Raw genomic sequence first — 26621 nt, forward strand, 5'->3', positions numbered from 1 at the left:
CGCTGGCGACCCGGCGCTGGTGGCCGGTGCGGCACTCGGACGAGGCGGCGGCCCGGCCGGTGCGCGAGGTGCCGGTGCTGGCCGACGGCAAGGGCCTGGTGATCGTGGTCAACCCGATGTCCGGCGCCCCCGACTACGACCCGACCCGCGATATCTCGCTGGCGCTCCCCGCGGCCACCGTGCTGCGCGCCGAGCCGGGCCTCGACTGCGTCGAGCAGCTGACGCGGGCGCTGGAGGAGCGCACCGACCGGCCCGCCGCGGTGGGGGTCGCGGGCGGGGACGGCACGGTCGCGTCGGTCGCCGCGGTGGCGTTGGAGCAGGGGCTGCCGCTCGTGGTCATTCCGACCGGCACCCTCAATCATTTCGCGCGCGATGTCGGCGTGTACGACCTGCGCGAGGTCGTGGACGCCACCGGCGCCGGGGAGGCCGTCTCGGTCGACGTGGCGAGCGTCGAGTTCGGCACCGAGGGCCACTCCCGCACGCAGTACTGGATCAACACCGCCAGCCTGGGCGCCTACTCGGATCTGGTGCGGCTGCGCGAGAAATGGCAGGAGCGGTGGGGCAAGTGGCCCGCCTTCGCCGCCGCCCTGGTGGTCACGCTGCGGCGGGCCGAACCGATCCGGATCCGGCTGGACGGGCGGTGGCAGGAGGTGTGGTTCCTGTTCGCGGGCAACGGTTCCTACGATCCGCCGGGCGCCGTGCCGGCGTTCCGCTCCCGGCTCGACTCCGGCCTGCTCGACATCCGCTGGCTGCGCGCCGACCTGAAGTTCTCGCGCACCCGCGCCGCCGTCGCCCTGCTGCTCGCGGCCATCGGGCACAGCAAGGTCTACGGCGAACGCATGGTCCCGGCGCTCACCGTCGAACTCCCGAAGCAGCAGGCGCTGGCGACCGACGGAGAGGTGATCGGCGAGGCCACCCACCTGCACTTCAGCGTGCCGGGCCAGATCGCGGTATACCGCCGCGACGAGGAGAACCCGCAGTGGGCGGACCGCGAACGGCCGCATCACCGGCAGTGAGATGGATGGTGTTCTCTCGATACGGCATTGACCCGTAGCGCGATCCCAGGCAGTATCCGTAACCTATTAAACCGGTTACCTGTCGATGGGAGGCACTGTGGGCGATATCGAGGTCGTCGTGTTCGATGTGCTCGGGACGATGGTCGATGAGCCGAGCGGGCTGCGGGCGGCGATACGCGAGGCGGTGCCCGCCGCCGACGAGGCGCTCATCGACGAGCTGCTCACCGTGTGGCAGCGGCATGTCGAACTCGAGCAGCAGCGCATCGCGCAGGGTCGGCGGGCGTACGCGAGCACCGAGATCATCGACGCCGAGGCGGCGCAGCGGGTGGCCGATCGTGCCGGGCTCACCGACCCGGCGGCCATCGCCCGGCTGGCGACCGCGGGGCAGCGACTCCCGCCCTGGGACGACTCGGCCGCCGGTCTCGAGCGGGTCGCCCGGCACTTTCCCGTCATCGGCCTCTCCAACGCCGGTCGCACCGCGCTACCGCGGCTCAACGCCTATGCCGGGCTGCGCTGGCATCAGGCCCTGTCCAGCGAGACCGTCCAGGCATACAAGCCCGCGCCGGAGATCTACCGGCTCGCCGTCGACACCGCCGGATGCCCGCCGGACCGCATACTCATGGCGGCGGCCCACGCCTGGGACCTCCGGGGAGCCCAGGCGAGCGGCATGCGAACCGCTTACATCCGGCGGCCGGTCGGGGATCCGCCGTCGAACTCCGATGTCTTCGACTGGCAGTTCGACGGGCTCGACGAGCTGGTCACCATGCTGACGGCCGGATGACATTGCCCTTGCCCGGCTATCCGATCGGTGCCTACGGCTCGGCTACGGTCTCCGGGCGCTCGCGGAGTTGGCCGGGAGTGCAGCCGAAACGCCGCCGGAACGCCTTGGTGAAGCTGCTCACCGAATCGAAACCCGAGTCCGATGCGATATCGCTGATGCTGCGCCGGCGGTACGCGGCACTCCGCAGGCGGTCGCGCGCCAATCGCAGTCGTTCTTCCCGGATCACCTCGCTAGGCGTCGCACCGGCGGCACGAAAAGCCAGCTGAATCTGGCGCACGGACCAGCCCAGCGCACCGGCCATCCGCGCGACGGTGAGGTCCGGATCCCCGGCATGGCCGCGGATATACCGCCGGGCAGCCGATTCCACGGGGGCGAGCCCGGTGGATGGACTCCCCGGATCGCCGAGGAGCCGCATGCAGAGCAGATCCACGATCCGTTCGGCGACCGTGTCGAATTCTCGATCGGTGAGCGTGGCCGATTCGGCATGCAGATCGCCGATGATTCCGGCCGCCACACGTCCGAGGCCGGTCGTGAGATCCAGCGGCTGCGCGGACGGTGCGACGCGGTTGAGGCGATGCCGTATCTCCCGCTGCGGAATGGTGAGGATCAGCCCCTCGGTGCCGTTGGGCACGGCCATCGAGAAGGGCCGGTCGATGGACACCAGGACCGTCTTCCCGGGCGCGAGGGCACCCCGCTCGTCGGTGGAACCGATCGTCACGGGCCGGGTGAGCGGAACGATCAGCCGGTAGTCGTCGTCCGGGTCGGCACGGATGTGCCGCGGGCCGCGAATGTAGGTGACGGCGTCCGACGACCATCCGACCAGTTGGTACTCCTCGGTGCGTCGCAAGCGGATCCGCCCCTGGAAGTCGGCGCGGGCCGAGAACCGGTAACCCAGCTGACACTGATTCTCGTCGACCACCTGGGCCCAGTAGTCCGCTCGCTCATGACAATCCACCACTCCGGTCGTGACAGCTTCCGAAGCAGCCGCCGGGTTCATCGGCACCGTCTCCTCCCTCGACGATCATCGGTCCGGGTGTCGCCCCGACCAGGCGAAGCATAGGGCGAATCGCCGTCGCCGCGTCGATCATCGCCGGTTACCGAGTTCTGCGCATCCGGACAACCCTCGTTCGCACCGGAACACGCGGGTGCCGCGACAACGCGGATACGGTCCGTGTCGGCCCATCCAGCTGGTTGCTGACGATAATCAGGAGTTCATATGCGCAGAATCGTGGTCGGCGACACCGCAACCGGGCGGGGTCGAGTGCTGAGCGACGACAGTGTCGACCCGCTGACCCTGGCGCTGCTGCCCGGCGCCGAGATCTATCGGATGTGGGAGCTCGACGAGCCGCCCGTCCTGCCCGTCGACGGCCTACCGCGTCCGACCGCGACGCACTTCTTCCCCGGTCCGGGCGGATTGCGATTCGGAATCATCTCCGTGCCACCGGGATTGAGCTATGAGCCCGACACGGACCTGTCCGAGGAGGAGACGGCCGCGGCCGCCGCGGAAGCGGAGGCGAAGGTGCCCGGCATGATGGCGGCCTTCGACCCGGCCGCGCCCGGCATGCACCGCACCGCGACCGTCGATTTCATCGCCGTCCTGTCCGGCCAGGGCCGCCTGCGCCTCGGCGACGGCACCGATGTGTCGCTCCGGCCGGGCAATTGCGTGATTCAGAACGGCACACCGCACGCCTGGTTCAACGACGGTACGGTGCCGTTCGTCTTCTACTACAGCCTCTGCGGTACCGACCCGGGTACGCCGACGAATTCATGATCCACGGCCCGCAACGGAGGTCGCACCAATGAGGATCTTCGGAACCAGTTGTCACAGTTTCGAATACACGCCGATATCGGCCGGGCCGGGCGCCGTCCCGCTCGACCGGTCGGCAGTGGGGGTGACACGCAGTTTCTTCGATTGCCTGCTCCTGCAGATCGCCGTCGAACCGGGCGACCATCCCCTGACAACCGATACGGTTCGTGCGCTCCGCCACCTGTTCGCCGAGGGCGACTCGGCCGACATAGTCGTCACCGGATCTCCGCTGCGCCTGTCCCCGGGTACCCGGCTCGCACCGGATGTGGACCCGCCGGATCCACTCGTCCACGTGGCGGACACGCTCGACGCGCTCGCCGACTTCACCGAACAGCTCGAGACATGCGGGGACCGGGTCCACCTACTGCCATTCGGATGGAATATCGTGCTGCGCGCCGATATTTCGGCGCACAGCACGACCCTGTCGATACGTGCCACGGACCGAAGCCCGAACCCGGATCGGCGGGACGGTCCGAGCCGACTCCGGCGGCACTGTCCCCATGCGCTCATCTCACCGCATCCGCACGGCGTCCGCACCTTCCGGCACTACTGATATCAACCGGCGACGTGGGCCCGCCGCAGCGCCCGGAGTTCGTCGGCCCGCGGGTCGGCGACCTCGTGGGAGTCGGGGAAACCGAAGATGCGGACGGTGCGGGTGGCGGCGTCGAATCGCGACCAGCCCGGATCGCCGTGTGTCGCGAAGCGAACCCAGGCCCCGTGCACCTCGTCGGCCAGGCGCTGGGGCGGGTTCGGGCCGGTCAGGGTGTGCGCCGCGTCGATCTGGTCGAAGATGAACGGCACCTCCATGACGTGGCAGGCGCCGAGGTTCGCGATACCCGAGGGCCACTCGAACTCGTAGACGTAGGCCGGATTCCCCGCTGTCGCGGTCGCTTCCGCGATTCGCATGGCATCGTCGCGGAAGACGACGTCGGTGATGACCGCGGCGAAGATATCGGCGGGTGCGGCGCCGGGCCGATTCGCGGCGTAGCGTTCGGCGACCGAGGGTTCGAGCCCGTAGCGGGCGAGGACGAACGGCAGGGTCTCCTCCGTGATGCCCGCGGCGATACCGGTCGGGAAGGTGAAGAACCGGAACTCCTCCGCGGTCCAGCCCGCGATCAGCGGCACCGTCCGATCCGGTTCGGCCACAATGACATCCGTCGGGCGGCCCGGAATCAGGTCGCCGTCGACGACGGGGAAGAAGCTCAGGATGCCGAGCCCGTTGGCGACGACCGATGCGCCCCATTTCCCGGGATCCGGATCGGCTATCAGTTCCAGCGTGGTCCAATCCTGCACCGTGCGTAGCTGATCCGGCGCGAGCTGGCCGAATGCCGCTGCGGTCGGGGCGATTCCGAGCTTCGCGGCGGCGTTCTCGGCGACCTTCCGCGCATCCTCGGCGGTGGCGACCGCGGAACCGTTGGCGCTCTGCACGATCGCGCGGCGGAACAGGCCGCGCGCGGCGGGCGAGGCGATCAGGTTCACCACGCTCATACCCCCGGCCGATTCCCCGAAGACGGTGACATTGCCCGGATCTCCGCCGAACGCGGCGACGTTCTCCTGCACCCACTGCAGCGCGAAGATCTGGTCGCGGAGGCCGCGATTGAGCGGCGCGCCCGGCACGGCCGCGAAACCGGAGATGCCGAGCCGGTAGTTGATCGACACCACCACGACGCCGTCGCGCGCGAAAGCGCTGCCGTCGTAGATCTTTCGCGCATTCGAGCCGCGGGCGAAGGCGCCGCCGTGGATCCACACCAGCACCGGGAGTCCCGCGCTGCTGGTGTCGGGCGACCACACGTTCACGTTCAGGTACTCGTCGCCGGGGATTCCGTCGCTGCCGATGAGCGCGTGGATGGGCGCCGGATACGGCGACTGCACGCAGGTGGGGCCGTGCGCGACCGCATCGCGCACGCCGGACCACTCGCGCACCGGTTTCGGCACGTCGAACCGGGCGGGGCCGACCGGCGCCGCAGCGTACGGGATACCGAGGAAGCTGCTGACTCCGCCCTCGGTCAGGCCGCGCACCTTGCCGCCGGTCACGGACACAATTGTTTCCATAAGGACTCCTTCGTCACCCGTTCACCCCGGAGCCGAATTCCGGACACTACTCGACAGTACGGGTTCGAGCCCGGCGCGGCGGCGGGTTCCGGCAAGCATCCCCTCCCACCCCCGAGGCACGAAGGATCGCCTCGGGGCCGGAGGGGGCGGCAACTCGGGCCCGTCGAATTACCGACGGCTGCGGCGCACCAGCAGAACGGATCCGATCACGGCGGCCGCCGCCACGAGGACGCGGCCGATAGGGCTGTCGCGGGACGACGTTCGGCGTACCAGTCCAGCAGGGCCGGGTCGTCGACGGCGCTGCGATCGACCACTCGATCGGGATCCGCACCCTGCAGCAGCCGCTTCACCGGCACCTCGAGACGTTTTCCGGTGCGGGTGTGCGGAATGCCGGGGGCCTCGATGATCTCGTCGGGGACATGCCGCGGCGAAACCTCGGTTCGGACCGCGTCGTTGATCCGCCGCCGCAGCTCGTCGGTGAGCTCGGCGCCCTCGGCCAGGACCACGAACAGCGGCATCCAGTACCCGCCGCCGGACTGCTCGACGCCGATCACCAGCGCCTCGGCCACCTCCGGCAGCCGTTCGACCGCCTGATAGATATCGGCCGATCCCATGCGAATACCGTGCCGGTTCAGCGTCGAATCCGAGCGGCCGTGCACGACGATGCTGCCGCGATCGGTGACGGTGATCCAGTCACCGTGTCGCCACACGCCCGGGAACGTGTCGAAATAGGCACCGCGGTACCGGGATCCGTCGGGATCGTTCCAGAATCGCACCGGCATCGACGGCAGGGGTTTCGTGACAACCAGCTCGCCGACCTCGCCCTGCACGCGGTTTCCGGCATCGTCGAAGGCCGCCACCGCCGCACCCAGATACGGTGCCGACAGCTCCCCCGGCCACACCGGCACCGTGGGCGCCCCGCCGAAGAACGCCGACACCACATCGGTGCCGCCGCTGAGCGACGAGACCTGTACGTGGTCGCCGATATTGTGCCCCAGCCACAGCGACGACTCGGGCGGCAGCGACGATCCGGTGATGCCGACGGTGCGGATGCGGGTCAGATCGAAATCCCTGCGCGGGTTCGCATCCGCCTTCATGCACGCCAGAACATATCCCGGGCTGGTGCCGAGCACCGTCGCGCGAGTACGAGCGGCCAAGTCCCACAGCGTATCCGGGTTCGGATAGGACGGACTGCCGTCGTAGCAGACGATGGTGGCGCCGACCAGCAGTCCGGCGACCTGGAAGTTCCACATCATCCAGCTCGGGCTCGTGTACCAGAAGAAGGTGTCGTCGCGGCCGATATCCGACTGCAGCGCAACGGCTTTCAGATGCTCGAGAAGCACTCCCCCGTGCCCGTGCACGATACCCTTCGGCAGGCCCGTCGTCCCCGACGAGTACAACACCCACAGCGGATGGTCGAACGGCACCGGCACGACATCGACATCGCTGCCGTCTGGAGCGCCGGCCCGGGCCCAGTCCAGCAGCAACGGCTCACCTGACCGCCACGCCTCCCCATTCATCGCGTGGAACCCAGCGGCCGAATCCCCCTGTACCTCGGGCACAGCCACAGCGCCCGACCGGCCAATGCTGTCGGCAGGTACGGGGTCCCCGTCGGCAACGCCCTCGGCAGGCGCGCACAACGGCATGCGATCGCCGGCACGTCGCACGAGAACAACGGCCCGCAACCCCGGAATCCCGGCTCGCAACGCCGCGATCTCGTCCTGCTTGTCGTGCACCTTTCCGCCGTAGCGGTACCCGTCGGCGGTCACCAGCACCACCGGCTCCAGCTGGCCGAGCCGATCCAGCGCCGCCTTCGCCGAATAGTCCTGCCCGCAGGCGCTCCACACCGCGCCGAGGCTCGCGGTGGCGAGGAACGCGATCACCGCCTCGGGAATATTCGGCAGATACCCGGCCACCCGATCGCCCTGCCCCACACCGAGTTCCCGCAGCGTGCGCGCGAATGCCGCCGTGCGGCCGAGCAACTCCGCCCACGAGATCTCGACGGTATCGCCGCCCTCACACACCGACAGGATCGCCGGACGATCCCCCCTGGCCTGCCGCACCACCTGCTCCACATAGTTCAGACGCGAGTCCGGAAACCACTGCGCGCCAGGCATGTCCGTGGATGTCAGAACGCGCTCGGGCGTCGATCCGAGCCCGAAGTACTCCCACACCGACCCCCAGAACCCCTCGAGATCATCGACCGACCACCGCCACAACGCGTGGTAGTCCGCGAACTCCAGCCCGTTCCGGCCCGTCACGAACCGAGCGAAATCGCTCACCCGCGCGCCCCGAACGTCATCCTCACCGGGCACCCACTGCGCCTGCACCATACTCACCCTCCTGATCGCATTCCCCCGTAGAAATCTCGCCCGTATCCACGCCGCGACACTTCCCGCCACGACCACCCCTGAAGCAATCCGCCGACCACGGGTCGCCGCGGCGACACTTCCCGCACCCCGCGCCTATTCACGCACCCGCTACAAGGCCTTGCAGGGGGTGCGCGAGTGCGCAGGGGGTGCGAGAAGGGCGGCGGCACTTCCCGCACCCCGCGCCGGTTCACGCACTCGCTACAGGGCTTGCAGAGGGTGCGGGGGTGTGCGCGGGGTGCGGGAGGGCGGCGGATGGGGCGCCCCTCATCGTGCGCTCCATCCGCCGTCCATCACGTACGAGGCGCCGGTAGCCATTCCCGCGCTCTCGGAGGTCAGCCAAGCCACCAGGGACGCAACCTCTTCCGGCTCGATGAGGCGCTTGACGGCGCTCTCGGTGAGCAGGACCTGTTCGATGACCTGCTGCTCGGGAATGCCGTGCGCGCGGGCCTGGTCGGCGATCTGCTTGTCCACCAGCGGGGTTCGCACATAGCCGGGGTTGACGCAGTTGCTGGTGACGCCGTGGGGGCCGCCCTCCACCGCCGTCACCTTGGACAATCCCTCCAGGGCGTGCTTGGCCGTGACATACGCCGCCTTGTACCGCGAGGCCCGAATCCCGTGCACCGAAGAGATATTCACGATCCGGCCGAACCCCTGCGCGTACATGTGCGGCAGGGCGGCACGCACCAGCAGGAACGGAGCCTCCACCATCAGTGTGAGCATCCGGCGGAACCGGTCGGGCGGGAATTCCTCGATCGGGCTGACGCTCTGCACGCCCGCGTTGTTGACCAGGATGTCGGTCTCGAGCCGCAGCTCCTCCAGCCCGCTCACGTCGAGAAGATCTACGACCCAGGCCTTTCCGCCGATCTCGTGCGCGAGTTCCTTCGCGCCCACCCCGTCGACATCGGCGACGGTGACCCGTGCGCCGCGCGCGGCGAGTTCGCGGGCGCAGGCGGCGCCGATGCCACCGGCGCCCCCGGTCACCAGCGCGGTACGTCCGGTCAGATCACTCATTCGGCAACCACTTTCATCGAGGCGGCCGCGCCCGGCCGCTGCGCGGAATCCGCGTCGTCGACCGATTCGAGGTCGATGCCGCGGGTTTCCCGGGCGAAGAAGACGGCCACCAGCGTGACGCCCGCCGCCGCGGCCAGATACCACGCGATCGGCACCGCGGACCCGAAGCGATCCAGCAGCCGCACGGCGATGATCGGCGCCAGCGACCCGGCCACGATCGAGGTCACCTGATACCCGAGGGACACACCGGAATACCGCATCCGGGTCGGGAACATCTCCGCCATGATCGCGGGCTGCGGCGAGTACATGAACGCGTGGAAGACCAGCCCGATGATGACGGCGGCCAGGATGAGCGCGTTGTGCCCGCTGTCCATCATCGGGAAGGCGAAGAAGCCCCACGTGGCCGTCGCCAGCGCACCGACCACATAGACGGGCCGCCGCCCGACGCGGTCGCTGAGCCGCCCCACCAGCGGGATCACCACGAAATGCACCGCGTGCGCGGCGAGCAGCCACCACAGGATCACCTGGGTGTCCACCTTCACGTGCACCTTCAGGTACGTGATGGAGAAGGTGACCACCAGGTAGTACATGATGTTCTCGCCGAACCGCAGCCCCATCGCGGTGAAAACCCCACGGGGATAACGCTGCAGCACCTCGACGACGCTGAACGACGTCGCCTTCGCCTGTTCCATCTCCCGCTGCGCCGCGGCGAAGATCGGCGCATCGGTGACCTTGGTGCGCACGTAGTATCCGACCAGCACGACCACCGCCGACAGCCAGAACGCCACGCGCCAGCCCCAGCTCAGGAACGCCGAATCCGGCAGCGTGGAGGTCAGCACCAGCAGCACCGAGGTCGCGAGCATGTTCCCGACGGGGACACCGGCCTGCGGCCAGCTCGCCCAGAACCCCCGGCTGTGGCTCGGACTGTGCTCGGCGACCAGCAACACCGCGCCGCCCCACTCGCCGCCGACCGCGAATCCCTGGATGAAGCGCAGGATCACCAGCAGCGTCGGCGCCCAGTACCCGACCTGCGCGAAGGTCGGCAGACAGCCCATCAGGAAGGTCGCGCTGCCCACCAGGAGCAGGCTGAACTGCAGCAGTTTCTTGCGCCCGTACTTGTCGCCGAAATGCCCGAACACGATGCCGCCCAACGGCCTTGCCGCGAATCCGACCGCGTAGGTGACGAAGGCGGCGAGGATGGCGTCGAGATCGCTGGTGCCCTCGGCGAAGAACACCTTGCTGAACACCAGCGTGGCGGCGGTGCCGTAGAGAAAGAACTCGTACCACTCCACGACCGTTCCGGCCATCGACGCGGCGACCACCCGCCGCAGCCCGCTCGCCATCCCGCCCGATTCGCCGCCCGGCGGCGTCGCGCTCCGCACCCTCATCGCACTGCTCCTTCACGAACCGTTCCGCGTGACCGCCCGCATGTCCGGCGCCGAGTTGTGATGGCCGACACATTTCACGATCAGGACGAGTATTGGTGCAGATATCGATGACCGCAATGCCCAGATCCGCACGAGGTATCTGCGATAATGCACACATGAGCGCGTCCTCGGCGAGCCGTCGTCCCAGCGCGGACGACCTGCTCGTCCTGCTGGCGGTCGGCCGCTCCGGGCGATTCGTCTCTGCCGCAGAGGAACTCGGCATCAACCACACCACCATCTCGCGTCGCATCGCCGCGCTGGAGCAGACCCTCGGCGGCCGGGTGTTGACCAGGGTCACCGGCGGCTGGGAGCTCACCGAACTGGGCCGCGAGGCGCTGGCCGCGGCCGAGGCGGTCGAGGCGGCGGTCCGGTCGCTGTCCACCGAGGAGGACGGCAGCCGCGTCCTCGAGGGCGTGGTGCGGATCTCGGCGACCGACGGCTTCAGTGCCTATATCGCGGCGCCGTCGGCCGCGCGGGTGCAGCGGCGGCATCCGCGCATCGCGGTCGAGATCGTGGCCGCCACCCGCCGCGCCTCCACGCAGCGCTCCGGCCTCGATATCGAGATAGTGGTCGGGCGGCCGAAGGTGCATCGCGCCGAGGCGACGCCGCTGGGCGACTACTGCCTGGGCCTGTACGGCGCGCGTGACTACCTCATCGAGCACGGGATCCCGCAGGGCATCGAGGAGCTGGCCCGCTACCCGCTGGTCTACTTCATCGACTCGATGCTGCAGGTCGACGACCTGGACCTGGCGTCGAGCTTCGCGCCCATGATGCGCGAATCTGTCTCGTCCACCAACGTTTTCGTGCACGTCGAGGCGACGCGCGCGGCGGCGGGGCTGGGACTGCTCCCCTGCTTCATGGCCGACCGCCACGCCGATCTGGTGCGGGTGCTACCCGAGGCGGTGGCCGTCCGCCTGACCTACTGGCTGGTCGCCCGCGCGGAAACCCTGCGCCGCCCCGAGGTGTCGGCGGTGGTCGACGCCCTGCGAACCACCGTCAGCGAGCAACATGACGTCCTCCTGGGCCTCTGAGAAGGACCACCGGGACCCCGCCACGATAAGTGGACGACTGTACTATTACCTTGCCGGGGTCACACGAAAGGTGGAGGGCATGGTCGGCGAAGGCAAGGTCGACGGGCGCGTGCAGCGCGGCGAACAGTCGCGGCGCGCCATCCTGGATCGGGCGATGGACATCGCCTCGGTCGAAGGGCTGGAGAGCCTGTCGGTGCGGCGGCTGTCCACCGAGCTCGGGCTCAGCAAGAGCGGCGTCTTCGCACAGTTCGGGTCCAAGGAGGAACTGCAGCTGGCGACCGTGCGCGCGGCCATCGAGGTATTCGCCGCGCATGTGCTGAAACCGGCACGGCGGGCGCCCGCGGGGATGCGCCGGGTGCGGGCCCTGGCCGAAGCCTGGCTGGAGTACGCGGGAAAGCCGATCTTCAGCGGCGGCTGCTTCTTCCTGTCCGCGGTCGCCGAGTTCGACGCCCGCCCCGGGCGCGTACGCGACGCCCTCGCCGCCGCCCGGCAGGATTGGTTGCGTCTCTACGAATCCACTGTCGCCGAAGCGATTTCACTCGGCGAGATCGATGCCGACATCGATCCCGCCGATCTCGCGTTCGAACTCGACGCGGTCGCCAGGCAGGCCGCGCAGGACGCGCTGCTGTTCGACGACCCCGCCCGATGCGAGCGAGCCCGCCGGATCATCGATGCCCGGCTGGCGACCGTGCGAATCCCCTAGCCCCTAAGCCGATTCGGCGACGTTCAGGACGATCTTTCCCGTGACGCCGCCCTCCTCCATGAGTTGGTGGGCCTTGGCCGCCTCGGCGAGCGGAAGTTCCCGGTCGACGTGCACGCGCAACTGCCCGGCGCGGACGAGATCGGCCAGTGCCTCGAGTCCGGCGCCGTCGGGGTCGACGAGATAGCCGCTGGCCCGCACGCCGAGTTCGGCAGCACGCTCCTGCAAGCCGGGCGTCCACGCCGCCTGGCCGTTGACCAGAATGCCTCCGGGCCGCAGGGATTCGAGCGCCCGGAGCCCGGGCTCGCCGCCGAACATCTGGATCACCACGTCGGCATCGCGCACCTCGGTCGCCACGTCCGCGACGGAGTAGTCGACGGTCTCGTCGGCACCCAGCTCACGCAGGAATGCGTGTTTGGCGGCCCGGGCGGTGCCGATGACGTAGGCGCCGCGCGACTTGGCGATCTGGACCGCCAGATGGCCGACGCCGCCGGCCGCGCCCGCGATGAGCACCCGGTCCCCCTCCGCAACCTGCGCGACCTCGACCAGCATCTGCCACGCCGTCAGCCCCGCCAGCGGGAGCGCCGCCGCCTCGGCGAAGCCGAGTTCCTCGGGCATCCGCGCGAAGTGGCGAGCCGGAGCCGTCAGATACTCGGCGTAGGCACCGGCCTCGCGCGGAAACCACGGCATGCCGAAGACCCGATCACCGGGCCGGAATCGAGTTACGCCGTAGCCCACTTCGGCCACGGTGCCCGCCGCGTCCCAGCCCTGGATGTACGGGAGGGTGAGCACCCGGTTGTAGGCCATGCCCCTGCGCGTGTAGTGGTCGACCGGGTTGGCGCCGGCCGCGACCACCCGAACCAGCACCTCCCCCGGACCGGGCTGTGGTTGCTCCGTCTCGACGAGCTGCAGCGTCTCGGGACCGCCCCATTCTTGCTGCTGTATCGCACGCATTTCGCCCTACCTCCCAAACTATGTGGACAGTCGTACTATAACTTTGGCGGTTTGAAGGCGTCAATGGCTCAATTGCGACGGCAGAGGGCCGGGACGAGCGTCCGAATACTTGACCCGACCGGGCACCGGATCGACCGAGATCGATCGCCCGGGAGGGCCGCGTCGACTACCGCCGGAGGATCGCGTCGATCATCCGGCCGGAGACCGCATCGGCTAGCCGATGCGCAGGCGCACCGGGAGTTCCGCCAGGCCGCGGATGAGGGCGCCGTGGTGCCACTGCGGTTCGAAGGCCGACTCCGCCAAGGTCAGGTCCGGGAAGCGTTGCAGCAGAGACGTGAACGCGATCTCCGCCTCCAGGCGGGCCAGCGGGGCCCCGACGCAGAAGTGGATGCCGTGCCCGAATGCCAAGTGGCCGCCCGGATCTCCGGCGATATCGAGATCGTCGGCATCGCGATAGCGCGCCGGATCGTGATTGCCCGCCGCCAGGGAGACATAGACGAGTTCGTTCGCGGGGATGTCGACCCCGCCGATCCGCACCGGCTCGCCCGTGTAGCGCACCGTGGCCCAGCCGACCGGGCCGTCGTAGCGCAGGAACTCCTCGACCGCGGCGGGGACGGCGGCGGGATCCGCGCGCAGGGCGTCGAACTGAGACCTGTTGCGCAGCAGGGCCAATGTGCCGTTACCGATGAGATTCACCGTCGTCTCGTGCCCGGCGACCAGCAGCAGGAACGCCATCGCCACCAGCTCCGACTCCGACAGCTGATCACCGTCGTCGCTCACGTGCACCAGGCCGGACAGCAGATCCTCCCCCGGCTCGACGCGCTTGGCCGCCACCAGCTTCCGGAGATACTCCGACATCGCGACCGAGGCGGTATTGCGTTCCCGCACGCCGCCCACCGAGCCCACCAGCACCCGGGTCCACGCCTGGAAGTCGGTGCGATCGCCGAACGGCACCCCGAGCAGTTCGCAGATCACGGTGACCGGCAGCGGATTCGCGAATGCCTCCAGCAGATCGACCTCGTCGTGACCTGCCATCTCGTCGAGCAGCGCCGCGGTGATCTCCTCGATGCGCGGTCGCAGCGCCGCCGTCCGCCGTGGCGTGAACGCCTTGACCACCAGCTTGCGCAGGCGGGTGTGGTCCGGCGGGTCGCTGTTCAGCATGTGTGCGGACAGCGCCTGCGCGTCCGCGTTCGCCACCAGCGCGGAGTCGCGGCGCTCGTGGAAGATTTCGTAGATGCCCGCGGCGCTCTTGCGCAGCCGCGGATCGTTCAGCGCCGCCCGGCCCTCGGCATAGCCGATGATCACCCAGCCGTCGACCCCGTCGGAGAAGCGCACCCGGTGCACGGGGCCGCTCTCCCGCCAGCGGCGGTAGTACCGGTGCGGATCGGTGTGGAAATCGTCGCCGACCTCCTCGATCCGGTTCGCGACCTCGCTGTCGACCATGCTGTCCTCGCTGTCTCCCGCGCGACCTGTGTGACGGCTGCGCCCGACCGGCTCAGCGGCGCCCCCTTGACCGCCCCCAAAACTACCGAAATCCTTGCTCTCGCGCCGTTCTCGCAGCTGACGGGCCGGACCGCCGGCACCCGCACACGCATTCCTTTCCGGCACGCCTCATTCATTTCCGGCATGCCGGGATGACGGGGGCCACCGAGGATCAGCGACCGGCCCGACAGTGCACTCGCGGGTTCCGGACCAAATATGTATGGATCCGGGTAGATCACTCGACGGCGAACGCCGGGAGGGTCAAACTGGCAGCGTGGCAGGACAATTCGTGCCGATCCCAGACTGGATGTCCGACCAGAACCAGGACTGCGGGGTCGCGATCGCCGATATCGGCGGTGACGGCGCCCTCGATGTCGCGGTGCTGCGGGTCGACGACCTCGACGGCCAGAACGCCGGGTACTACCGCATCGGCACCGGGCTACCGGCCGATGGCGATGTAAAGTCCTGGGGGCCATGGCTTTCCGTTCCGGAATGGTGGGGTTGGCAGAACCAGGGCGCCGGGATAGCGATCGCCGATCTGGACGGCAGCGGCCGCCCGGACCTGGTGGTGTTCGTGGTCGACAATCCGCCGGGCCAGAATCAGGGGTACTTCCGGGTCGGGCGCGACCTCGCCGTCGACGGCACCGCGACCGGCGGCTGGACGCCGTGGCAGCAGATTCCCGACTGGTACGGGTGGGAGAACCAGGGCGCCGATATCTGCCTGACCACCGTCGACGGGCAGACCACGCTGGTGGTGTTCACCGTCGACAATCCGGCGGGACAGAATTCGGGCCGATTCCGCCTCGCCAAGGGACTGACCGCCGAGGGCGCGGTGGCCGAATGGACACCGTGGGTGGCGGTTCCCGACTGGTGGGGCTGGGAGAATCAGGGCGCGGGCATCGCCGCCGCCGACCTCGACGGCGACGGCCGCGCGGAGCTGATCGTCTTCACCGTCGACCACCCGCAGCAGGGCAATGCCGGGATGTACACCGTCGGCTGGGCCCTGGACGGCACCGGGCACTGCGTCGACGGGTGGAGCCACTGGTCCGCGGTCCCCGGCTGGGGGTTCTTCGAAAACCAGGGCGCGGCAGTGGCTTTGCTGCCCGCCCCGGGCGGCCCACCGGAGCTGGTGATCGCCACGGTCGATCATCCGCAGGGTGGCAACACCGGCTTTCTGCGCGTCGTGGAGCTGGATACCGATCTCGCACAGGCCCCCGCCGAGGGGCTGTGGCGCATCCTCGATTTCGACACCGAGATCAATCCGGTGCACGCCGCCCTGCTGCACACCGGTGACGTGCTGTTCTTCGCCGGTTCCGGCAACGACCCCGACCGGCTGGACGCACGCGAATTCCGCACTCGTGTCTGGCATTACCCGAATCCGGGGCTGAGCGCGCCCGAGACGCCGATCGACATGTTCTGCGCCGGACACACCTACCTGCCGGACGGGCGGCTGCTGGCCGTCGGCGGGACCGAACGCTACGACCCCTTCTACGGCCTGCGCGACGCGCTGCTGTTCGATGTCGCCGCGCAGACATGGAATGTATTGCCGGACATGGCATTCGGTCGCTGGTATCCCACGCTGGTGAAAATGCCGGACGGCAATGTGGTCACGACCTCGGGCCTGGGCGACGACAACTTCCTGTCCCAGGTGCCCGAGCTGTTCGACACCGCGACGCAGACCTGGTCGCAGCTTCCGGTCCCGGGACCGATTCCGATGTACGGCCACTTGGTCCTGTTGGAGGACGGGCGGCTGTTCTACACCGGCGGCCAGATGGGCGGCAACAACGGTATGCGCCCGTCGGTCTGGGATCCCGCCACCGGCGCCGTCACCGTGGTTCCGGGCCTGACCGATCCGGAGGCACGCAACCAGTCGAGCAGCGTGCTGCTGCCCCCGGCACAGCGCCAGCGGGTGATGATTCTCGGCGGTGGCGGATACGACATGCATTCGGGCGCAGCGGTTCTGGACGACACCCGGATAGTCGACTTCGGAACCCCCGCCCCGAAGTACCGGCCCGGGCCCCCGATGCACCACGCCCGCATGCACCTGAACGCGGTGCTGCTGCCGGACCGGACGGTGCTGGTCGCGGGCGGTTCCGGGATGGAGGAGATGGCCGATATGGCTCCCTCGCACGCGGAAATCCTCGACCCCGAGGCCGGAACCTGGACCGCCACCGCGCCGGAACGTGTCGTGCGCCTTTATCATTCGGTCGCACTGCTGACCCCGGACGGCAAGGTGATCACCGCGGGTTCCAACCCGGCCCGCAAGACCGAAGAGTTGCGGATCGAGATCTATTGGCCGCCATACCTTTTCCGCGGTCCGCGGCCCGAGCTGACCGTGGCGGCCGACACGGTGGCCTACGGCGCGGAGCTCACCGCCACGACGACGGGCACACTGCGCGACGCCTGCCTCGTCCATCCCAGCTCGTGCACCCACTCCACCAACAACGACCAGCGCCTGATCGACCTGCCGTTCGCCGTCGCCGAGCCCGGGACCGTCACCCTGACGATGCCGTCGAATCCGGCCCTGGCCCCGCCCGGCTGGTACCTGGTCTACGTCGTCGATACCGACGGGGTGCCCTCGGTCGGGCGCTGGGTGCGCCTGACCTCGTGACGGCCCCGGGGCCGCCGGAAAGACCCCCTGTCAGCGCACGAATTGGCGTCATCGCGACAAATCTGCGCACATCCGGCGCCGCGAGCAATACCGTGGAGTATGCGCACTTTCGTACACCTGGTGCTGTTCGCCTGCGCAGTCGCGATCGCCGCCGGGACATTCGGCCCGCTCGTCGGCTCGGTCGAGGCCCGCGACGTGCAGTTCGCCGATCTGCGCGACGGCTTCGCCGCCGAGCAGACCCTGGATCAGATCGCCGGTCAGAACACCTCGATCCAGTCGTCGCTGGCGATCTTCCTGCTCGTGATCGCCGCCGTCGTGCTGCTGGCCGCGCTGTTCGGCTCGCGCGCCATCGGCTGGATCGGCGTGCTCGCCGGTCTGGTCGTGCTCGGCGCGGTCGGCTGGCGGCTGGACGAGCGATTCGGCGATCAGCTGCGCGACGACTACCGCGACCTGCTCAGCGGCGCCTGGGGTCTGTACGCGATCGGCGGCGGGCTGCTGATCGCCCTGCTCGCGCTGCTGGTCCCGCGGGAGCGCGCGGTGCACTAGGCGGACACCGAATCCGGGCCGGTCGGTCCGGGTTCGTCACAGTTCCGTCAGCAGGCCACGCCCTCTCGGTGCCGAGGCGCGTGGCAGCCTGGTACAGGAACGGTGCGCAGGCCCGCACCGGACGGCCGTGAGTCACAGAACCGAAGGAGAGCACGCATGCCGATCGAGACCGTGGACGCCGTGGTGATCGGGATGGGCCCGGGTGGCGAGGACGTCGCGACGCGGCTGGCCACGGCGGGGCTCGCGGTCGTCGGCGTGGAAGGCCGGTTGGTCGGCGGCGAGTGCCCGTACTACGCGTGTGTGCCCACCAAGATGATGGTGCGCGCCGCCGAGACGCTGGCCGAGACCGCGCGCGTCGGCGAGTTGGCGGGTTCGGCTCAGGCACAACCCGATTGGCGGCCGGTGGCCGCCCGGATTCGCGACGAGGCGACCGACAACTGGGACGATACGGTCGCGGTCGAACGCTTCGAGAAGGCGGGCGGGCGGTTCGTCCGGGGCTGGGGCCGCATCAGCGCGCCGGGCGAGGTGACGGTGACCACCGCCGACGGTCCCCGGGTATTCCGTGCCGGGCGGGCGATCGTGCTGAATCCCGGTACGGCACCGGCGGTTCCGCCGATCGAGGGCCTCGCCGACACGCCCTACTGGACCAACCGGGAGGCCGTCACCACCACCGCGGTGCCCGAGTCGCTGATCGTGCTCGGCGGCGGTCCCGTGGGAATGGAGTTCGCCCAGATCTTTTCGCGTTTCGGCGCGGACGTCACGGTCGTCGTGCGGCATCGCATCCTGCCCAAGGAGGAGCCCGAGGCGGCCGATCTGCTCGCCGAAGTCCTGGCCCGCGAAGGGATTTCGATCCGCTCGGGGGTCGATACCAGGCGGATCGAGCACGACGGAGACCGGTTCACCGTGCACCTGGACGAGGGCGAACCGCTGCACGCGCGGCAGGTGCTGGTGGCCACCGGACGCCGAACCGACCTGGCGGCGTTGGGGATCGGCGCGGTCGGGCTGGACGAATCCGCCCGCGACATCGAGGTCGACGAGCATCTGCGGGCCGCCGACGGGGTGTGGGCCATCGGCGACATCACCGGCCGCGGCGCCTTCACCCACATGTCGATGTACCAGGCGCGCATCGCGGCCGCCGACATTCTCGGAGATACCTCGGAATCGGCCCGCTACCACGCGGTTCCCCGCGTCACCTTCACCGATCCGGAGGTGGGTGCGGTCGGCATGACCGAGGCGCAGGCCCGCGACGCCGGACTGACCGTGCGCACCGCCGTCACCGATCTCGCGGCCTCCACCCGAGGCTGGATCCACAAGACCGGCAACGCCGGTGTGATCAAACTGGTCGAGGACGCCGACCGCGGTGTGCTGGTCGGCGCGACCTCCGTCGGCCCGCAGGGCGGAGAAGTGTTGAGCGCCTTGGCCGTTGCCGTGCACGCGGAGGTCCCCACCGAGACCCTGCGCCGCATGATCTACGCCTACCCCACCTTCCACCGCGCCATCGAAGCCGCCCTCGACGCCCTCGCCTGAGAGCGAGCGGAACGCCGCCTACCCGGCCGCGACGCCCGACCAGCCGTTGTGCGTCGCGGTCGTTCCCGGAGCCACGCTCGCCACGGGCTCACCGGTGCAGTCCTTGGAGCCATACACGAGGAAGTCTCGCTTGCTCCGGTTCTCGATACGGATATCACGCGGGAAACCGCTGGCCCAGCACGAGTCCAGATCGCTCAGCTCCAACGTATCGTCGATGATCACCACCTCCCGCCCGTCCCCGAACCCCGCCGAACCGCTGGGAGCGGCGGCGACCACAGGAGCAGCCACGGATATCGCCGTGACGGCGAGAGCGCCTACAACAGACCACATTCCAAGTTTCATGGGATGACCCTATCGGCTGCTCACCGCCGGGAAACGTCGCCGGTGCGCACGGCGGTGACCGCTACGGTCGCGTACGGCATCGTGAAGCTGCCGCCGAGGGCGTCGATCGCGTCGCCGACGGTGGCCAGGACGGCCGCCAGCTGGTCGGGCCGCAGGCCGGTGAGGGCGCCGTGGGTGGGCATCTGGTCCAACCATTCGTCGCGGGTGTAGGTCCGCTCCCAGTCGAATCGCCACTGCTCGGAGGCGTCGAATCCGCCCGCGGCCCGGATCCCGTCGGCGGCCTTGTCGAAGATCGCCTGGTATGCCTCCACCATCGTCCGACCGGCCGCCACGGACTGCCGCATCACCTGCAGGTCGACCGGTGAGTCGGGCACCGCGCGCTCGAAGGCGTCGACGGTCGCGGCCGTCACCTCCGCCGGGGTCTGGAATACATGCCAGAACACCGCCAGCCGACCACCGGGCCGCAGCACCCGCGCCGCCTTGGCCGCACCCACCACCGGATCCACCCAGTGCCAGGCGGTTCCGGCGACGACCGCGTCGAAGTCCCGGCCCGCCGGATCCCAGTCCTCGAACGTCGCCACCTCGGCCTCGACCCCGCTGCACCGCGCGAATTCGGCCATCCGAGCGTCCGGTTCGACCCCCAGCACGCGGCAACCCGCCGCCTGAAACTGCCGACCCGCAATCCCGGTCCCGCAGCCCACATCGAGGACATCGGGCCCGGGAACGGAAGCGGTACGCGCATCGCGAACATCAGGCCCAGGAACGGAAGCGGTATTCGCGGCGCGGGTGTCGGACCCGGGAACGGAGGCGACGATTCGTGCCACGAGGGCGGACGGGTACGGCGGGCGGGCACGGTCGTAGCGTTCGGCGTCCGTGCCGAACGACTCCGCCATCTGCCGTGCGCGATGCGGCTCGGCTCCGGCGGGTGGTTCCGGCGATACAGTGGGCATGCGCCCACCATAAGTGGGCGCTCGCCCACTCGTCAACCTGTGGTTGTCGCCAATGCTCGAGGAAGAAGGAGAAGTACGCGATATGCCGACCGGAGTGGCGCTGCGCGATGTGCGCGAGCAGCTGTTCGACGCCGCAGAGCGCGTCTTGCTTCGAGACGGCGCGAGCGCCGTGACCAGTCGAGCGGTCACCACCGAGGCGGGCTGCGCCAAGGGCGTACTGCACCGGCACTTCGAGGATTTCGACGCCTTCCTCGCCGAACTGGTGCTCGACCGCACCGACCGGATGCGTGCCCGGGCCGCCGCCCTGCGCGAATCCGCCGGTACCGGAACGGTTGTCGACAATCTCACCGAGGCGCTGCTGGCGGTCTTCGGATCGGTGGCCGTGGCGATCGTGCCGCTGATCACCTTCCGGGACGAGCTGCGCGACCGCCTGCGCCGGGCCGGGGTGACCGGGCTGCCCGTCCTGTCCGAGGCGGGGGCGATGATCGCCGAATATCTCACCGCCGAGCGCGAGCTGGGCCGCATCGCGGCCGACGCGGATGTCGACACCCTGGGCCTCTCGCTGATCGGCTCCGGCCACCTGCTGGCGGCGGGCCACGCGGACGGGACGCCGGACATCGAATCCGTCCGCAGAATCGTGACCGCGGTGCTCGGCGACAACGCCTGACAGCGGTCGGCGCGAGATCCGCTGCGGCTCAGCACGTCCGGCGGGCCGCACTGCCGTATATTGCGCGGCATGCCCAGCGGCGCCCAGTTGAAGGTTCAGAACGCCGTGCACCGCGCTGCCCGAGGTGAGCGGCGGGCGGATCCGCGCCACAGCCACAGTGCAAGCGTCCGGGTCACGGTCTCATTCGAAAACACGGAGATTTACTCGGCGGATGCCATCGGAAGTATCCGGAATTCCAGTAGAGAGTGCATATCGAGTCGGCAGAAGCGACCGAAGGATTTTCCCTATGCGGAGTATCTCAGTGGTTTGGTTCCATCGGTCCATCAACCGCTGAATGAAAAGCGATGCACGCCACAATCATTACGCCGCATACATAAGACCTATCAGTCTTGACCTGTCAGTCGTCGGGCCGGTGACCATATCACCCGTTCACGCACTGGTCATGAGGTCTTGATCAGACGATCAGTTACGTTTCGTTCTGTTTAATTATCTAGTGTAGCGCCGCTTCTGCGACCTCACCGCCACCCGAGGTGTGAAAGGCTCGGGAAAACGCCTCGAGCGCGGACGGCAAGTATGGAAAGCGGAATATCTATCGTGCTGAATCAGGATGAGAAAATCATTCGAACGGTGACAGTCGATGCGACCCAACGGGTTTGCCAGCCACGTTCAGAGGTATTCACCGACCCGACCGCCAGGATGCTGCTGGCAAGCGACGGCCTGACGACGCCACTGTTGGAGGCAGCACTCGGCACGGCACTGCATATCCGGGTGCTGCGCCAGGACGTGGTATCGGCCGACCGCGTTTCGGAGACGGTGGCACAGGCGTTGCGTCTCGACGAGGACTGTGCGGCGGTCGTACGCCGCTCCGGCCTCGTCGATCCTAACCTGACCCTGGTGTCGGTGAATCATGTTGTGTCCGAACAGAGTTCGGCCACAAGATTCGGCATAGACGGTCCCGGACCGATCGGATATCACCTGACCGCTCGTGGCGTGGCCCAGTCCCGCCGAGTGTTGTGGACAGGGATGGCACGGTGGATCGATGGCAGGCCGTGCATCGCCAAGGCCTATGTGATCGACGTCAGCAGTGCGCCGGTGTGCTACATCAAGGAATGCTTCAACCCGGACCTGATATCGCCGGACACGTGCCCGGATTCATCCGGTAGCGGCGAGCCGGAACCCGTGCTGGTCGACGAGGCGCATGCCGGTCGGTCGAATGATCCTGGAATTCCGCCGGCGGACAGCGGCAACCGGCCCGCCCGGCACCAGCCGCCCTGGCCGGATCCCGCAGCGGCACGGCGCAACACAGACCGGCTCCGGTCGCTGCCACCGCTCGTCAGTGCTGCCGAATGCGAGGCACTGACCACCGAACTGGCCGCCGCGGCAGCGGGGCGAGCGTTCGTCCTCCAGCTCGGAGACTGCGCGGAAACCTTCGAGATGTCCGATGTGCAGTCGCTGACCGACAGGCAGGCGCTTGCGGCAGCCTCCGCCGCGGTGCTGAGCTACGGCCGCGGCATCACGCCGGTCGTGATCGGCCGCATCGCCGGCGAATACGCGAAACCGCGGTCGCAGCCGATCGAGAAGGGCACGGGGCTGCACTCCTACCTCGGTGACATGATCAATGGGTACAACCCCGACGCGGCGAGCAGGACACCGGACCCGGGCCGGATGGTCGATGCCTATTTCCACGCGGCGGTCACCCTGAATCACCTTCGGACCCATCCGGCCCCGCCGGTCGAGGCGACCGCGCGGCTGATTCGACACGCCGCCGACGTCTGTGATCGCCACGGTCCGGTGCGGCTGCTGCGCGATGTCGCCGACCTTCTGGATATGGCCATGACCGCATCGGACGGCGATCGGCGCGGACCGCTCCCGGGCATGCGGGTGTCACACGAGGCGCTGTTGCTCGACTACGAGCAGGCCTTGACCCGGCGGGGGCACGACGGTCGGTGGTGGGACAGCTCGGCCCATCTCCTGTGGATCGGCGAGCGGACTCGTGATCCGGCACACGCACATATCCGCTTCGCCGAACTGATCAACAATCCCGTCGGGGTCAAACTCGGCCCCACAACCCGTCCGGCCGATGTCGCGGCACTGTGCCGCCGCCTCGATCCCGAGAGAAAACCGGGTCGGCTGACCCTCATCCCACGCCTCGGCGCCGATCGGACCGCAACGATGCTCCCCGCACTGCTGGAGGCCGCGGCAGAAACCGGGACGCCGGTGTGCTGGATCTGTGATCCCATGCACGGCAACACATTCGTGACCGAGCAGGGAATCAAGACCCGTCGTGTGGACGAGGTGACAAGCGAGATCCGGGCGTTCTTCGGCGCGTGCCGGGCCACCGGTGTCACTCCAGGCGGCCTGCACTTGGAGACGGCCCCTGAACCGGTGACCGAATGCGTCGGCGGCTGGCAGCGGCTGCGCGAAGACGAACTCGCGACGCGCTACCGCACACGATGCGATCCGCGGCTCAACGCCGCGCAGACACTGCAATGCGTCACCGTCGCGGTCGACGAGCTCGGGTCGTGGCCGCTATAGGCGGTCGCGGAGCGAAGGGACCGACGCCCGCTTCTCTCTGAACGATAAACGCGGACCGGCCGGTGATCCGTAGCGCGAAGCGAGCCGAGGCCCCTCGCCGCGTCCGCCTTCCTGGCGGACGCGGCGGGACAAGTGTTGCGCCGGAACATGTTCGGCCGAGCGAACTACAGCGCCGAACTGGTCCTCCGGTAGCCGTCGCCGATCACTCGTAGCTCATCGGGCGTCACCACATCTTCGATCCGATCGAAGCCGCGGGGAGCACGCTCGGCCACGAGCCGCAGGATCCGATCCATCGGAATGTCCCGGTTCGCCAGAACGGTCTCGTTCGCCGGCGCCAGCCGCGCGGCTTCGTAGGCTGCCAGACCGGCCGCCGGGTCGGCGGCGTCCGCAAGCGCGATGGCCAACGCCCGAGCGTCGAGTATCGCCTGGGAACCTCCGTTGGAACCAACCGGATACATCGGATGCGCGGCATCGCCCATCAGCGTGATCCGGCCGAATGTCCACCGCGGCACCGGATCCCGGTCGACCATAGGATACTCGAGAATCCGCTCGCTGCCCGCGATCACCGAACCCACATCCAGGCCCGCCAGTTCCCAGCCGTCATAATGCGGCAGCACATCCTCGAGCCGGCCGCGATGATCCCAGCTCGCGACCGCATCGCCGATCTTCGGCAGCCGGACCTCCGCGACCCAATTGATCAGGGCACGGCCCCGCTGCCGGGCAGCCTGCGATATCGGGTAGGCGACAAATTTCGCAGCGTGATTACTCCCCCCGAAGATCATGGTCGCACCGGAACCGAACGGCCGGGCCATCGTGGTGCCCCGCCACATACGGATGCCATTCCATGAGGGCTCCGGCTCGTGCGGATACAGACCGGCCCGAACCGCGGAGTGCAGTCCGTCGGCGCCGATCAGCACTCCCGAATCGAACTCGACGGTGGTATCGCGGACTCGATCGTGGAATATGCTGTGCACTCCGTCCTCGTTCTGAGTCGCGGAGACGAACCGCAGGCCGGTACGCACGGCACTCGGTCCGAGCCGCTCCCGCACCGACCGCAGCAGCATGTCTTGCAACTCGCCGCGGTGAACGGAGTATTGCGGCCAGCGATGCCCTGCCGCCATGCCGCGGAGTTCGCGCCAGATCTCGTTACCCCATCGATCGAAATGCACCACCTCGGCCGTCGGAATGGCCGTGGTGGCCAACTGTTCCCCCAAACCCAATTCGATGAGTTCCGCAGTAGCGTGTGGGAGCAGATTTATTCCGACGCCCAGCGGTCGCATTTCGGTGACCGAATCCACGACGACCGCCTCGATACCCATCGCGTGCAGGCTCAAAACCGCCGACAAGCCGGCTATACCGCCGCCGACCACCAAGACTTTCATCACCACACCGCCCCACTCGGTCCGGACCGATTACAGAACCGGGCAGCCACATCTGCGTAACCATCGCAGGTCATCGACCCGTCAATCACATGTAATACCCACGGAACCGAATGAAGCCTCACGTCCGCAGTATGCGGCAGTACTGATAACACGGCATCAGCATACGCCAAAGGAAATACCTTCGATCCCACCAGAGATAAATCTGGCGCCCGCCATCGAAAATTTACCTTTGAATAACAAATTCGAAGCCGAGACTTAATTGTCTCGGCAAGTGCGTGACACATCGAATCCCTCCGCAGAATCGTGACCGCGGTGCTCGGCGACAACGCCTGACGGCGGTCGGCGCGAGATCCGCTGCGGCTCAGCACGTCCGGCGGGCCGCACTGCCGTATATTGCGCGGCATGCCCAGTGATGCCCAGTTGAAGGTTCAGAACGCCGTGCACCGCGCGCTGCTCAAGATCAGCGGCGGACGGCTGGGCCGGACCATCGTGGGGATGCCCGCCCTCGAACTCACCACCACCGGCCGCAAGTCCGGCGAACCGCGCAGGGTCATGCTGACCGCGCCGATCATCGACGACGAGACGATCGTGATAGTGGCGTCGCGCGGCGGCGATCCCACGCATCCCGCGTGGTATCTGAATCTGCGGGACAACCCCGCCGTCGAGGTGTCGATGCAGAGCGGCCCCCGGCGTCCGATGACGGCAAGGATCGCCACCGAGGAGGAGCGCGCCGCGCTGTGGCCCCGGGTCGTCGAGGCATTCAAGGGCTACGGCGACTATCAGCGCAAGACCAACCGCGAGATTCCGCTGGTGCTGTTGACACCGAACAAGTAAGGCGCTCAGCTCCTTCGGCGGAAGGCTCGCACCTTCGCCTGGTTGCCGCACGTCTCCATCGAGCACCAGGTGCGTGACCTGTTGCGCGAATGGTCGTAGTACGCCCAGCGGCAGTCGGGGTTCCGGCACGCCTTCAGCCGACCCCAGGTGCCGTCGGCGCTCGCGGCCGCCACGATCGCCAGGAGGCGCGCGAGGGCGGCGTCGGCCGACTCCCGGGCGCGGGGCACCACCTGCGGCGCACCCGTCACCGACTGCACCACCAGCGGCAGATCTCGCGCCAGGTCGTCCAGATCGCCGACGTCGACATCGGGGTCTTCCCTGCTGATCAGCAACGCCCGCAACCCTTCTCGCAGCCGGACGGCCCGGCGCAGATCGGCGTCCCGCACCGGGCGGTCCCCCGCCGGTAGGTCGCGCTCGGCCAACCAGCGGCGCAGCGCGCCCGCGTCGGCGAGGTCGTCGGTTCCGTACACCAGGCTGCGCGTATTGATCAGGTCCTCCACCCAGCGCAACGGCAGCGGCGCGGTCGACGGATCCTTCGGATGCATACCCCTATCGTAACCATCTATTGACAGACACCGGTGTCGTAACCAGCAT

General features: G+C 68.6%; 23 protein-coding genes. 12 read left to right on the forward strand and 11 right to left on the reverse strand.

Annotation, left to right across the window (positions count from 1 at the left end; all coding sequences use genetic code 11):
* On the forward strand, positions 1-1016 hold a 1016-nt coding region (locus tag NM1_RS34190), incomplete at its 5' end, for a diacylglycerol/lipid kinase family protein (protein ID WP_157124060.1).
* Positions 1017-1101: 85 nt separating this feature from the next.
* Positions 1102-1797 (forward strand): haloacid dehalogenase type II, encoded by a 696-nt coding sequence (locus NM1_RS34195; RefSeq protein ID WP_068029846.1) that lies wholly within the window; start codon positions 1102-1104, stop codon positions 1795-1797.
* Between the two features lie 31 nt (positions 1798-1828).
* Here NM1_RS34195 and NM1_RS34200 read toward each other — a convergent pair whose 3' ends face one another.
* Complete coding sequence (locus NM1_RS34200; protein WP_068029848.1) at positions 1829-2794, reverse strand: AraC family transcriptional regulator; 966 nt, start codon at positions 2792-2794, stop codon at positions 1829-1831.
* A 219-nt stretch (positions 2795-3013) separates the two neighbouring features.
* Here NM1_RS34200 and NM1_RS34205 point away from each other — a divergent pair, with 219 nt between their 5' ends.
* Both NM1_RS34205 and NM1_RS34210 read left to right on the forward strand, forming a co-directional pair.
* On the forward strand, positions 3014-3568 hold the full coding sequence (locus NM1_RS34205; RefSeq protein WP_068029851.1) for a cupin domain-containing protein: 555 nt from the start codon (positions 3014-3016) through the stop codon (positions 3566-3568).
* Between the two features lie 28 nt (positions 3569-3596).
* Positions 3597-4157, forward strand: coding sequence for a hypothetical protein (locus tag NM1_RS34210; protein WP_068029854.1), 561 nt, complete (start codon positions 3597-3599; stop codon positions 4155-4157).
* A 2-nt stretch (positions 4158-4159) separates the two neighbouring features.
* On the opposite strand, the gene NM1_RS34215 is transcribed toward NM1_RS34210, so the two are convergent.
* From NM1_RS34215 to NM1_RS34230, 4 genes are all read right to left on the reverse strand, one after another.
* Positions 4160-5656 (reverse strand): carboxylesterase/lipase family protein, encoded by a 1497-nt coding sequence (locus NM1_RS34215; protein WP_068029857.1) that lies wholly within the window; start codon positions 5654-5656, stop codon positions 4160-4162.
* A gap of 206 nt (positions 5657-5862) precedes the next feature.
* Positions 5863-7989 carry an acetoacetate--CoA ligase gene (locus NM1_RS34220; protein ID WP_068029859.1) on the reverse strand — a complete coding sequence of 709 codons (2127 nt, stop codon included), beginning with the start codon at positions 7987-7989 and terminating at the stop codon, positions 5863-5865.
* A gap of 303 nt (positions 7990-8292) precedes the next feature.
* Entirely contained in the window at positions 8293-9039 is a 747-nt protein-coding gene (locus tag NM1_RS34225) for a 3-hydroxybutyrate dehydrogenase (protein ID WP_068029862.1), read from the reverse strand.
* Positions 9036-10427, reverse strand: a complete 1392-nt coding sequence (locus NM1_RS34230; RefSeq protein WP_068029864.1) for an MFS transporter — start codon at positions 10425-10427, stop codon at positions 9036-9038. The genes NM1_RS34225 and NM1_RS34230 overlap by 4 nt, the downstream gene beginning before the upstream one ends.
* A 155-nt stretch (positions 10428-10582) precedes the next feature.
* On the opposite strand from NM1_RS34230, the gene NM1_RS34235 reads away from it, so the two are divergent.
* On the forward strand, positions 10583-11497 hold the full coding sequence (locus NM1_RS34235) for a LysR family transcriptional regulator (protein ID WP_246011445.1): 915 nt from the start codon (positions 10583-10585) through the stop codon (positions 11495-11497).
* A 79-nt stretch (positions 11498-11576) separates the two neighbouring features.
* Positions 11577-12200 carry a TetR/AcrR family transcriptional regulator gene (locus tag NM1_RS34240; protein WP_068029870.1) on the forward strand — a complete coding sequence of 208 codons (624 nt, stop codon included), beginning with the start codon at positions 11577-11579 and terminating at the stop codon, positions 12198-12200.
* 3 nt (positions 12201-12203) lie between these two features.
* On the opposite strand, the gene NM1_RS34245 is transcribed toward NM1_RS34240, so the two are convergent.
* Positions 12204-13151, reverse strand: coding sequence for an NADP-dependent oxidoreductase (locus NM1_RS34245; RefSeq protein WP_068029873.1), 948 nt, complete (start codon positions 13149-13151; stop codon positions 12204-12206).
* Positions 13152-13364: 213 nt separating this feature from the next.
* Positions 13365-14594 (reverse strand): cytochrome P450 family protein, encoded by a 1230-nt coding sequence (locus tag NM1_RS34250; protein WP_068029876.1) that lies wholly within the window; start codon positions 14592-14594, stop codon positions 13365-13367.
* 328 nt (positions 14595-14922) lie between these two features.
* On the opposite strand from NM1_RS34250, the gene NM1_RS34255 reads away from it, so the two are divergent.
* From NM1_RS34255 to NM1_RS34265, 3 genes are all read left to right on the forward strand, one after another.
* Entirely contained in the window at positions 14923-17244 is a 2322-nt protein-coding gene (locus NM1_RS34255) for a galactose oxidase-like domain-containing protein (RefSeq protein ID WP_246011446.1), read from the forward strand.
* 99 nt (positions 17245-17343) lie between these two features.
* Positions 17344-17790: a hypothetical protein gene (locus NM1_RS34260; protein ID WP_068029882.1), complete on the forward strand. Its 447-nt coding sequence runs from the start codon at positions 17344-17346 to the stop codon at positions 17788-17790.
* Between the two features lie 156 nt (positions 17791-17946).
* Positions 17947-19317, forward strand: a complete 1371-nt coding sequence (locus NM1_RS34265) for a dihydrolipoyl dehydrogenase family protein (protein WP_068029886.1) — start codon at positions 17947-17949, stop codon at positions 19315-19317.
* Between the two features lie 18 nt (positions 19318-19335).
* Here NM1_RS34265 and NM1_RS34270 read toward each other — a convergent pair whose 3' ends face one another.
* Both NM1_RS34270 and NM1_RS34275 read right to left on the reverse strand, forming a co-directional pair.
* Positions 19336-19605 carry a hypothetical protein gene (locus NM1_RS34270; protein WP_147289033.1) on the reverse strand — a complete coding sequence of 90 codons (270 nt, stop codon included), beginning with the start codon at positions 19603-19605 and terminating at the stop codon, positions 19336-19338.
* Between the two features lie 74 nt (positions 19606-19679).
* Complete coding sequence (locus NM1_RS34275; protein WP_068029892.1) at positions 19680-20609, reverse strand: class I SAM-dependent methyltransferase; 930 nt, start codon at positions 20607-20609, stop codon at positions 19680-19682.
* Between the two features lie 82 nt (positions 20610-20691).
* On the opposite strand from NM1_RS34275, the gene NM1_RS34280 reads away from it, so the two are divergent.
* Both NM1_RS34280 and NM1_RS34285 read left to right on the forward strand, forming a co-directional pair.
* On the forward strand, positions 20692-21276 hold the full coding sequence (locus NM1_RS34280) for a TetR/AcrR family transcriptional regulator (RefSeq protein WP_068029894.1): 585 nt from the start codon (positions 20692-20694) through the stop codon (positions 21274-21276).
* 627 nt (positions 21277-21903) lie between these two features.
* Positions 21904-23811, forward strand: coding sequence for a 3-deoxy-7-phosphoheptulonate synthase (locus NM1_RS34285; protein ID WP_169814370.1), 1908 nt, complete (start codon positions 21904-21906; stop codon positions 23809-23811).
* 164 nt (positions 23812-23975) lie between these two features.
* Here NM1_RS34285 and NM1_RS34290 read toward each other — a convergent pair whose 3' ends face one another.
* Positions 23976-25193 carry a flavin-dependent oxidoreductase gene (locus NM1_RS34290; protein WP_068029963.1) on the reverse strand — a complete coding sequence of 406 codons (1218 nt, stop codon included), beginning with the start codon at positions 25191-25193 and terminating at the stop codon, positions 23976-23978.
* 402 nt (positions 25194-25595) lie between these two features.
* Here NM1_RS34290 and NM1_RS34295 point away from each other — a divergent pair, with 402 nt between their 5' ends.
* Positions 25596-26027: a nitroreductase family deazaflavin-dependent oxidoreductase gene (locus tag NM1_RS34295; protein WP_068029897.1), complete on the forward strand. Its 432-nt coding sequence runs from the start codon at positions 25596-25598 to the stop codon at positions 26025-26027.
* Positions 26028-26032: 5 nt separating this feature from the next.
* Here the strand turns inward: NM1_RS34295 and NM1_RS34300 are convergent, their stop codons facing one another.
* Positions 26033-26572 (reverse strand): CGNR zinc finger domain-containing protein, encoded by a 540-nt coding sequence (locus NM1_RS34300; protein ID WP_114699649.1) that lies wholly within the window; start codon positions 26570-26572, stop codon positions 26033-26035.
* Positions 26573-26621: the final 49 nt, after the last annotated feature.

This window comes from Nocardia mexicana NBRC 108244, assembly GCF_001613165.1.
Classification (GTDB): Bacteria; Actinomycetota; Actinomycetes; order Mycobacteriales; family Mycobacteriaceae; genus Nocardia; species Nocardia mexicana.

Bases quoted from the DNA above. Each gene is read 5' to 3' on its own strand.
- NM1_RS34300 (WP_114699649.1), bottom strand. From the start codon at position 26,572: ATGCATCCGAAGGATCCGTCGACCGCGCCGCTGCCGTTGCGCTGGGTG.
- NM1_RS34220 (WP_068029859.1), bottom strand. From the start codon at position 7,989: ATGGTGCAGGCGCAGTGGGTGCCCGGTGAGGATGACGTTCGGGGCGCG.
- NM1_RS34195 (WP_068029846.1), top strand. From the start codon at position 1,102: ATGGGAGGCACTGTGGGCGATATCGAGGTCGTCGTGTTCGATGTGCTC.
- NM1_RS34210 (WP_068029854.1), top strand. From the start codon at position 3,597: ATGAGGATCTTCGGAACCAGTTGTCACAGTTTCGAATACACGCCGATA.
- NM1_RS34225 (WP_068029862.1), bottom strand. From the start codon at position 9,039: ATGAGTGATCTGACCGGACGTACCGCGCTGGTGACCGGGGGCGCCGGT.
- NM1_RS34280 (WP_068029894.1), top strand. From the start codon at position 20,692: ATGCCGACCGGAGTGGCGCTGCGCGATGTGCGCGAGCAGCTGTTCGAC.
- NM1_RS34290 (WP_068029963.1), bottom strand. From the start codon at position 25,193: ATGAAAGTCTTGGTGGTCGGCGGCGGTATAGCCGGCTTGTCGGCGGTT.
- NM1_RS34215 (WP_068029857.1), bottom strand. From the start codon at position 5,656: ATGGAAACAATTGTGTCCGTGACCGGCGGCAAGGTGCGCGGCCTGACC.
- NM1_RS34235 (WP_246011445.1), top strand. From the start codon at position 10,583: ATGAGCGCGTCCTCGGCGAGCCGTCGTCCCAGCGCGGACGACCTGCTC.
- NM1_RS34240 (WP_068029870.1), top strand. From the start codon at position 11,577: ATGGTCGGCGAAGGCAAGGTCGACGGGCGCGTGCAGCGCGGCGAACAG.
- NM1_RS34205 (WP_068029851.1), top strand. From the start codon at position 3,014: ATGCGCAGAATCGTGGTCGGCGACACCGCAACCGGGCGGGGTCGAGTG.
- NM1_RS34275 (WP_068029892.1), bottom strand. From the start codon at position 20,609: ATGCCCACTGTATCGCCGGAACCACCCGCCGGAGCCGAGCCGCATCGC.
- NM1_RS34245 (WP_068029873.1), bottom strand. From the start codon at position 13,151: ATGCGTGCGATACAGCAGCAAGAATGGGGCGGTCCCGAGACGCTGCAG.
- NM1_RS34295 (WP_068029897.1), top strand. From the start codon at position 25,596: ATGCCCAGTGATGCCCAGTTGAAGGTTCAGAACGCCGTGCACCGCGCG.
- NM1_RS34230 (WP_068029864.1), bottom strand. From the start codon at position 10,427: ATGAGGGTGCGGAGCGCGACGCCGCCGGGCGGCGAATCGGGCGGGATG.
- NM1_RS34265 (WP_068029886.1), top strand. From the start codon at position 17,947: ATGCCGATCGAGACCGTGGACGCCGTGGTGATCGGGATGGGCCCGGGT.
- NM1_RS34260 (WP_068029882.1), top strand. From the start codon at position 17,344: ATGCGCACTTTCGTACACCTGGTGCTGTTCGCCTGCGCAGTCGCGATC.
- NM1_RS34250 (WP_068029876.1), bottom strand. From the start codon at position 14,594: ATGGTCGACAGCGAGGTCGCGAACCGGATCGAGGAGGTCGGCGACGAT.
- NM1_RS34200 (WP_068029848.1), bottom strand. From the start codon at position 2,794: ATGAACCCGGCGGCTGCTTCGGAAGCTGTCACGACCGGAGTGGTGGAT.